The sequence below is a fragment of the Zhongshania sp. genome (genome assembly GCF_041623545.1).
Taxonomy (GTDB): Bacteria; Pseudomonadota; Gammaproteobacteria; order Pseudomonadales; family Spongiibacteraceae; genus Spongiibacter.
On record NZ_JBFJWS010000225.1, the window covers coordinates 1 to 5,345 of the forward strand.

The following is a 5,345-nucleotide window of genomic DNA, read 5'->3' on the forward strand; positions in this document are numbered from 1 at the left end:
ATCAACCTCAGTGGCAATGTATTTCACGACCCAGAATTTTGCTCTTGGCTCAGCGTGGCATTTAAGGCCGCGGGACTGCCACCGTCATCGGTGATATTGCAGTTCAATGAAGAGAGTATCGCCAACGCATTAAAGCCGGCCCTGAACTTTGCTCAGCAACTGCAAAAAATGGGCTCCGCACTCAGCGTGCGCAACTTCGGCCGCGCCAAAAAGGGCAATAAGTTTTTATCACACATTCAGCCGCACTTAGTTAAGCCTGGCTTTAGAAAAACCGACACGCCGAGCAATGAGCAAATTAAAGATATCGTCGCCCAAGCGAAAGTGCTGAAAAGCCGAGTATTGATACCCAATGTCGGCAGCGCCGCCACCCTCGCCATGCTCTGGCAATTAGGACCTGACTTCATTCAGGGCAGCTATGTCAACGACCCCATGCCGAGCATGAGCTACGAGTTTGCCTCGTTTAACTAACATGCTCAGCACGTCATACCCTCAATTGGTATGGCGATCACTGATACCGAGGAGGTAAAGAATACCGTCCAACCCCAAGGTGGAGATGGATTGCTTAGCGTTTTCTCTCACAATGGGCTTAGCCCGAAACGCAATACCCAAACCAGCAATGCTCAACATTGGTAAATCGTTTGCCCCGTCGCCGACCGCTATTACCTGCTCTAAATTCAAGCCTTCGCGCTGGGCAATTTCGCGCAATAGCTCCGCCTTGCGCTTACCATCAACGACAACACCCTCGACTTCTCCGGTCACCTGACCGTCACGGATGACCAGTTCATTGGCGTAAACATAATCGATACCCAGCTTTTGCTGCAGGTATTGACCAAAGTAGCTAAAACCACCAGATAATATCGCAGTTTTATAACCCAGCTGCTTCAGGGTAGACACGAGTTTTTCGGCCCCCTCGGTAATCTTTAAACTTGCCGCAATACCGTCCAGTACTGACTCGTCCAATCCTTTCAACAACGCAACTCGCGCCTTAAAGCTCTCAGTAAAATCAATTTCGCCACGCATCGCTCGCTCGGTAATTTCAGCTACCTGCTCGCCAACGCCCGCCGCTTTCGCGAGTTCGTCGATGACTTCGGCCTCAATCAGCGTTGAGTCCATATCAAAGGCCACCAAACGTCGCGTCCGCCGGAACATATTGTCCTCTTGGTAGGCAATATCAATATCCAGCTCGCTGGCCAAATGCAGCAGTTCCCGGCGGAAGTCTGAGGCGTCAAGCAGATTACCCCGCACTGACAGCTCAACACAGGCCTTTGACTGCTGAGCAACCCCCTCTAAAGGTACTCGACCAGACAAGCGGTCAATGCGATCGATATTGAGTTCATAACGCGACACAATGTCGGTGACACTAGCAATGTGCCGGCCAGTGATTTTACGCGCCAACAAGGTCACTATGTGGCGCTGTTTGCCCTGCCCTGTCACCCATTGATTATAGCTCTCGGGACTAACAGGTAAAAATCGCACCTGCATTTGCATTTCATGGGTGCGAAACAGAATATCTTTTAAAATACTTGCCGCTTCCGCAGTGGCAGGTACTTCCACCAGTAAACCCAGCGCGAGATTATCGTGTATTACCGCTTGCCCAATATCGAGGATATTCACCCCGTGGTCAGCTAGAATACCGGTAATGCTACTGGTCACCCCCGGACGATCATCTCCGGCAATATTGATCAACATGATTTCGTTCACACCACCCCCTACGGTAATCCGCGTATTGTAGCGGTTGATGTGATTCCACCCAAGTGCTGCGAGCCTTGATATACTCGCAATACCAATAAAACCTCTAATTCCGGATGGAATGACAGTAAATGCTAAAGCAGCTCCTAAAGCTCCCCTTGTCCGCCAAGTGCGGATTAATTACCGCGCTCATTTGCGCGCTCGCTGGCCTTACACTATTACTGACCAGCATGACCGCCAGCAAGCAAATACTGCTGGAAACCACCCGCATGATTGGCCAGCAGTGGACTAATCAACTCGCCTCGCAAAGCCAGCAAGCCCTTTTACGCAATGACAAAGTCAGTTTGCAGGCTATTTTGCAGGATTACATTAATAGCCCGCTGATCGTCTACGGTAGTATTTCAAATGCACGCGATGAGGCGGTGGCCGAGGCCGGGCACTGGCGGCAAGAAAACCTCAACTACGAAGCCCAGGTCGCTGCTGACGGGCGCCTAGGCTTAGTAAAGCTATCTTTGAGCCGGGAATTGATTGGCGATGAAATCCGCGATTTAGGGAAAACCTTACTGATTCTAACGGGCTTGCTCGCCTGCTTTAGCTACGCCATTGTCGCGGTCCCCCTGCGCCGCATAGAAGAAATCCTAGAGCTGGCGAGAGCCCGACTTGCCCAGCCTCTGCGCAATGATGACTGCCCTTATCGTGGCAGCGACAGCTTAGGTAAACTTCTAGAAGAAATTCACAAACCCCAAATACGTCTGAGTAAACTCGGTAAAAATCGCTTTAAAGATTACTACGTTTTGCATTGTCACTGGCAATCTTACGACGCACTCCAAGCGCAAATGGCGCCCGATAGTTTTCGCGATCACCTGCGTACCAGCTATGCCCGGGGCGAAGCCATCGCTCGCCTCTACCATGCCGATATTGTGGTACACCGCCACAACGCCATCAGCCTGCGTTTTTTCGAAGTGCCTGACACCGACCACCCACTATTTCGCGCACTGTGTTGCGCCGAGCTATTTCAAAAGCTCGACAAAATTCTGCGCAGCCGTGCCGGCATTGCCCATATTCTTGGCGAAGGAGATCACTGGGAATGCGCTGCACTGGAGTGTGCCGCGATCAATCAATTACACAGCGCCACAAGCGAAGGCAAAGGGACTTGGCTGGATGAAAGCAGCCGACGGCATGAGCGAATTGAGGCCTGGGGCGACTTTAGGGGAAATCAGGTGATTGGCATGAAATCGCCGTATAACGAACTGCTTGAGCGCCAGCAAACTCAGCTTAAAAAGCTGAGTTTGGAATCCTTCAAGCAAGACCGTTTGCGGCAGCAAGAAGACAGCCCTATTAACTAGGGCTAATGGTCTCTAAGGCATCGACTTTCTGGAATCCGCGAGGCAGTTTATGGCCACGGCGGCCACGTTCACCCACATAGTGCTCTAGCTCGGCAAACTTCAGGGATAAATGACGTTTGCCGGAGATCACTTTCAAAACGTCCTTTTCGCCAAAAATCGCTACCGCTGTCACATACTCTTCGCGACTGGCTAGGCGCGCCGACGGAATACCGATCATCTTATTACCCTTGCCACGGGGCATAACAGGTAACTCTCCCGCCGGGAAGATCAACATACGACCTTCCGTCGTTACCGCTACCACATAGCTACTTTCTAGATCTGCAATGCTAATTGGCGCCAACACCTTCGCGCCATTTGGCAGGGTTAAGGCCGCCTTGCCCGCCTTGTTTTTACTCTGCAGCTCGGCCAATTTAGCAATAAAGCCATAACCGGCATCCGAGGCCAACAAATAATACCCCTCGTCACTGCCCATCATCATGCCGGTAAAGCTCACACCTGACGGGGGATTAATTCGGCCAGTCAGCGGCTCACCCTGCCCCCGCGCCGACGGCAAGGTATGGGCTGCTACTGTATAACTGCGGCCCGTGCTGTCGAGAATGATCACCGGTTGATTGCTGCGTCCCCGCGCCACCAACTTATAACGGTCACCAGACTTGTAATTCAAACTCACCGGGTCGATGTCGTGGCCCTTACCGGCGCGAATCCAACCCATTTCTGACAACACTACGGTGACTGGCTCGGCAGAGACAATATCTTCTTCCAAAAACGCCTTGGCCTCGCTGCGCACCACGAGCGGTGAACGCCGATCGTCGCCAAATTCCTCAGCAACCGCCAGCAATTCCTTGCGCACCAAGGTCTTCATGCGCCGAGCAGAACCCAGTGTTTGCTCGAGGGAATCTCGCTCCTTCGCCAACTCGTCTTGCTCGCCGCGAATTTTCATTTCTTCGAGCTTGGCCAAATGCCGCAATTTCAATTCTAAAACGGCTTCGGCTTGAGTATCGGTCAAGCCAAAGCGCGCCATCAATACGGGCTTGGGTTGGTCCTCTTCGCGAATAATCGCGATAACTTCATCTATATTCAAAAACGCGATTAATAAGGCGTCAAGGATATGTAAGCGTTTAAGCACCTTGTCCAATCGGAACTCAAGACGGCGGCGAGTGGTGTTGGTACGAATTTCCAACCACTCGTTAAGAATTTTATCGAGACTCTTCACCTGCGGCCGACCGTCAAGGCCGATCATATTCATATTGACCCGGTAGCTACGCTCTAGGTCCGTTGTCGCGAACAAGTGATTCATTACCGCCTGGGCGTCCACCCGATTTGAACGGGGAATAATCACCAGACGCGTGGGATTCTCGTGATCAGATTCATCACGCAAATCCACTACCATCGGCAGCTTCTTAGCCTGCATCTGCGCAGCGATTTGCTCTAGCACCTTGGAACCGGAAGTCTGGTGCGGTAGCGAGGTGATAACAATATCATCGCCCTCTTCAAGCCAGAGCGCGCGCATCCGCAGGGAGCCGCGACCGGTTTCGTATATTTTACGAAGATCTTCCGGAGGCGTAATAATTTCAGCATCGGTGGGGAAGTCAGGGCCCTTAACATGCTCGCACAGCTCCGCGACCGACGCATTTGGCGCATCTAACAAATGAATACAAGCGCTAACCACCTCCCGCAAATTGTGCGGTGGGATATCCGTAGCCATCCCCACCGCTATACCAGTTGTGCCGTTGAGCAGGATATTTGGCACCCGCGCAGGCATGGTTGACGGCTCGTCCATGGCGCCGTCAAAATTTGGCACCCAATCGACTGTACCCTGCCCCAATTCACTGAGTAATACTTCGGCGTATTTAGTGAGCTTAGACTCGGTATAACGCATTGCTGCGAAGGATTTCGGATCGTCTGGTGACCCCCAGTTACCCTGGCCATCGATTAGCGGGTAACGGTAGGAGAAGTCCTGGGACATCAACACCATCGCCTCATAAACCGCGCTGTCGCCGTGGGGGTGGAATTTACCAATAACATCGCCAACAGTACGCGCCGACTTCTTGTACTTGGCGTTCGCCTTGAGCCCCAGTTCACTCATGGCGTAGACAATCCTACGCTGCACTGGCTTTAAGCCATCGGCGATATTGGGCAGAGCGCGATCTAGGATGACGTACATCGAGTAATCCAAGTAGGCCTTCTCGGTGTACGTCTTTAATGGCATTTGTTCGACGCCGTCAGCGCCAATCACGATAGTATCCGACATACGGTGCTATTTAATCCTTAAACAATGATTCTAGGGCCTTTCCACACTCAATTGACTCC

4 protein-coding genes are annotated in these 5,345 nt (G+C 52.1%); 2 read left to right on the forward strand and 2 right to left on the reverse strand.

Annotation, left to right across the window (positions count from 1 at the left end):
• Positions 1 to 468 (forward strand): EAL domain-containing protein (locus ABYT30_RS15065; protein ID WP_373097344.1); only part of this gene is annotated, 468 nt, incomplete at its 5' end.
• Positions 469 to 489: 21 nt separating this feature from the next.
• Here ABYT30_RS15065 and serB read toward each other — a convergent pair.
• Entirely contained in the window at positions 490 to 1,701 is a 1,212-nt protein-coding gene (serB, locus tag ABYT30_RS15070; RefSeq protein WP_373081120.1) for a phosphoserine phosphatase SerB, read from the reverse strand.
• A 119-nt stretch (positions 1,702 to 1,820) separates the two neighbouring features.
• Between serB and ABYT30_RS15075 the strand changes: the two genes are divergently transcribed.
• The gene (locus tag ABYT30_RS15075) at positions 1,821 to 3,035 is read left to right on the forward strand and encodes a hypothetical protein (protein WP_373081122.1); all 1,215 of its coding nucleotides are present in this window, start codon (positions 1,821 to 1,823) and stop codon (positions 3,033 to 3,035) included.
• On the opposite strand, the gene parC is transcribed toward ABYT30_RS15075, so the two are convergent.
• Positions 3,028 to 5,286, reverse strand: a complete 2,259-nt coding sequence (gene parC / locus ABYT30_RS15080) for a DNA topoisomerase IV subunit A (protein ID WP_373097345.1) — start codon at positions 5,284 to 5,286, stop codon at positions 3,028 to 3,030. The genes ABYT30_RS15075 and parC overlap by 8 nt on opposite strands.
• Positions 5,287 to 5,345: the final 59 nt, after the last annotated feature.